The 3,145-nt window shown below is 45.2% G+C and carries 5 protein-coding genes; all 5 read right to left on the bottom strand.

The window, feature by feature from the left end; all coding sequences use genetic code 11:
- Nucleotides 1-415: 415 nt before the first annotated feature.
- Nucleotides 416-664, bottom strand: a complete 249-nt coding sequence (locus ACFV2J_RS42455; RefSeq protein ID WP_080467411.1) for a hypothetical protein — start codon at nt 662-664, stop codon at nt 416-418.
- 59 nt (nt 665-723) lie between these two features.
- Complete coding sequence (locus ACFV2J_RS42450; protein WP_376642743.1) at nt 724-1,782, bottom strand: hypothetical protein; 1,059 nt, start codon at nt 1,780-1,782, stop codon at nt 724-726.
- Nucleotides 1,783-2,097: 315 nt separating this feature from the next.
- Complete coding sequence (locus tag ACFV2J_RS42445) at nt 2,098-2,739, bottom strand: hypothetical protein (protein ID WP_376642745.1); 642 nt, start codon at nt 2,737-2,739, stop codon at nt 2,098-2,100.
- Nucleotides 2,717-2,965 (bottom strand): hypothetical protein, encoded by a 249-nt coding sequence (locus ACFV2J_RS42440; protein WP_376642747.1) that lies wholly within the window; start codon nt 2,963-2,965, stop codon nt 2,717-2,719. The genes ACFV2J_RS42445 and ACFV2J_RS42440 overlap by 23 nt, the downstream gene beginning before the upstream one ends.
- Nucleotides 2,943-3,145 (bottom strand): hypothetical protein (locus tag ACFV2J_RS42435; protein WP_385443834.1); only part of this gene is annotated, 203 nt, incomplete at its 5' end. The genes ACFV2J_RS42440 and ACFV2J_RS42435, both read right to left, overlap by 23 nt.

Here is a 3,145-nt window from a genome sequence, read left to right as displayed (position 1 = left end):
GGTTTCTTTTGTAGATTCCCAACCATCTTTTACAACGTCCATCGGTGTAGAAATGTCAGGCGTCATTTTCTGTGCCATCTTTGACAGGTGTTTGCCGCCATAAAAGTCATCAAGAATAATCCATATGGCTGTGAGCGCCAGCGTGAAAAACAAAAGACCTTTTTCCATGTGTTATCCCTTCTTTTTGCGGCGGATAAAGAAGAACCAAAACACGATGATAATAACGGTGAGAACAAGAATTTTAGTCATTGCTTGACGCACCCCCGATTTTTGAAATAACCATTTTCAGATCGGTTAGAATTTCCCGTGTCTGTTCGTTATACTTTGATTGTTTGAACATGAACCACGCGAGCATTACGCCCATGGCTCCGTTATTTAATAGGATTGAATAGATTTGCTCCACAAGTCACACCCCCTACACCCTTGCCGAGAATAGGAATACGACAAGGAACACAATGCCGAACCCCAGCAAGATTTGTTTTGATGTAATAGGGTCTTGCTTTACGTCATGCTCTTTTGCTGTGTCCTCATCATCGACAAGAGACATTTGATCTTCAGCTTCGGGAACTGTAGACGTTCGGGTACTCATAAACCCCATGTTTGGATATAAGTCTGCGGCATGGTAGAACATTTCACCTAGACCCATTTGTGATGGTGCGTTCATATAAATCCTCCTTCGTAGTAGTCAAATAAGAAAAGGAGGGAAAAGCCCTCCCGCGTGTATTAATGCAAGCGTGAAAGCTTTTCAGCAACGATTTTCACGCGCCCGCCTTTTTGAGTATTGAAGCGAATCCAAAACTCTGTAAGACGTTCGGTGTCAATATAGTCACGAGAGCCGCCGAGGTTTGGCAAGCCTTGGTTAGAGAAGTCAAACACATAAACCCCATCCGGTAAGACATAACCCAAGTCCGAATGATTTCGGGCTGCAAGTGCTGACGGCTTAATGCTGTAAGGGATGTCGGCTTGGTTAAATACCAATTCCAAGTTGCCCGCAAAGTCGCTGTCCTTCAGCGGGTTGCCTGACTCATCCGTAAAGTAAAACATGAGTTTACGGTAGATCGTCCCTGTCTGAAGCTTCACGATATTTTGACCGTTCCCGGTGAACTGTTCGCCTTTTTCGTTTACAAGCTTCAGGACAGAAATATCCGGCATAGCTTGTGGTACAGAAGGGACGGAGAACGTTTCAATTGTCGGCGTGATTTTCAATTGCTTCAGTGTAACGGTGTCTCCAGTAGCCAACTGATACGCGTCTTGCGCGCGTGCTGTATCAATCTGAAGGGAAACGGTTGTCTCCTCGTTTTGTAGCAAGATAAGACCGACCGGGTCACGTTGGTTTAAAGTTAATGGCAGCGCGACTTGGAATTTAATACGCGCGTCTTTACCTGACGTGCTCGCGGCTGTTTCAATGTAAGATAACGCCCGCGGACTTGATGCAGGTAATAGAACGTCTGGATTCAATCGGTTTAAGCTGTATAGGTGAAGGGCTTCGCCTGACACAACAAAAGGACGGAATCCACTGTTTAATTCCAGTGCAATATTTCTGATAATCTGGTATGGTGAAAATGGTTTAGTTGGAATTGCCGCGTTCTGCGATTTGAGAGAGACAGTCGCGTCAAATTCAACTAAAATTTGTGATAGCAGGCGTACTTTCGGTAGGTTGAATGATACCGTTTGTGCGTCCTCTGTCACTGTCTGTGTACCCATCATCTGCCATGTTTGGCGGGTAGCCTGCGAGAATAGTTGAGCCTTTGCCTGTGCTGATAGTTGCTGTTGAGTTGCCATAAATTAAAATTCCTCCTTAGACTTCTGCCGCGATTGTAGATACAACCGGGATATGATATTTTGCTGAAGCTTTCTTAATAATCCACATGAAAACCATCGTGATAAATACAGTAATGAACGTATGAACTAACCATTTAACCTTCATGCTTTTTTCCTCCTTATACTGCGTTTACTAATTGCGTCACACCGTTAACCGGATGCTTCGTGACAATAACCTTTGTTACGACAATGACCATCATTGTGAATAGCGCAATGACAATCATGTTCTTCAGCCCGACACCTGCAAATTTTCGTGTCTCCAAGTCATCACCTCCTTTAAAGCTTCAATTTTGCTAGTACCGGGTTTTGCATACCCACTTTCCAATACCAAAAATTGTGCCCGCCGGGTTGCTCCATAAATTGCGGCATCCCTGTTGCTTTCACAATCTTTTTACGGTCATCCGGGTTTTGCATGGTGAAAATGAAATAGTGTGAACTGTTGGCCATAGCAATGACCGGAATGTCTGTTGGGCGCTGGGTACAAGCCCAAACGACTGCTTCTTTCGAACGCCCGCGCGTGTATAAGGCTTTCAATTCTTTCGGGTAGTTATGGGCGCTTGGCGCGACTTCCATTAATTCGTCTATCCATAGAATCGTATTTTCACGCTTGTACACCCAGCTCATGAGCGCGTTGTAATATTCCGGCTCTAATTCTTCAGCGACCGGGCAATAGATAATTTTCGGCGTCTCGACCTCGGACACGTCTTCCAATCGGTGAACCACAGTAAAGTCCTTACCTTCCTGCAAGCCATGCCACAATTCCTGCCGTTTCTTGCGGCGCTCGTGTACTTCGCCTTTCGTATCAAGCTTTACCACATGGTCTTTCCCAGCGAGATATACCTCAGCGACAACCGATTTACCTGTACCGGTTTGACCACAGATAAAAACGTGTTCGTCATCGCCAATTGTCATTCGCATGTTTTCCACTTCCTTTCGTGCTGTAAGCTTTCACAACACGCTTCACGCCTTTACCTCTTTTCATAGCAGCCATGATGGACGGTTTCGGGATTTTGTCGTAAGGGATTTTCTCCACAACTAAAAATTCCTCGCCCTGTTCGATAATGTCCAAGTGTTCAAACCAATAACGGCTGTATTCATGCATGGGGATGTTGTAATAGAAGTCACCTTGCTTCAGCGTCACCATACCGGACATAGTCGATCATCCCCTCTAAATGGTTGAGGAATTTTAAGACATCAATATCCTCCGAAAGGGATGAGTTGATGTAAGGAGCCGCCAAATTGCTTACCAGTGGGTTCCCCAGATCGTTCAGCAGGCTTTTGATTAGTTCTTTCAGGCGCGCTTTCATTTCCTCGTTGTTCTGTC

The organism is Streptomyces sp. NPDC059668 (genome assembly GCF_042734135.1).
In the GTDB taxonomy this organism is placed as follows: Bacteria; Actinomycetota; Actinomycetes; order Streptomycetales; family Streptomycetaceae; genus Streptomyces.
This window is presented reverse-complemented; position numbering and strand designations above follow the sequence as displayed.

Coding starts and splice junctions, on each gene's coding strand:
- ACFV2J_RS42455 (WP_080467411.1), bottom strand. CDS start 664: ATGAACGCACCATCACAAATGGGTCTAGGTGAAATGTTCTACCATGCC.
- ACFV2J_RS42450 (WP_376642743.1), bottom strand. CDS start 1,782: ATGGCAACTCAACAGCAACTATCAGCACAGGCAAAGGCTCAACTATTC.
- ACFV2J_RS42445 (WP_376642745.1), bottom strand. CDS start 2,739: ATGCGAATGACAATTGGCGATGACGAACACGTTTTTATCTGTGGTCAA.
- ACFV2J_RS42440 (WP_376642747.1), bottom strand. CDS start 2,965: ATGGTGACGCTGAAGCAAGGTGACTTCTATTACAACATCCCCATGCAT.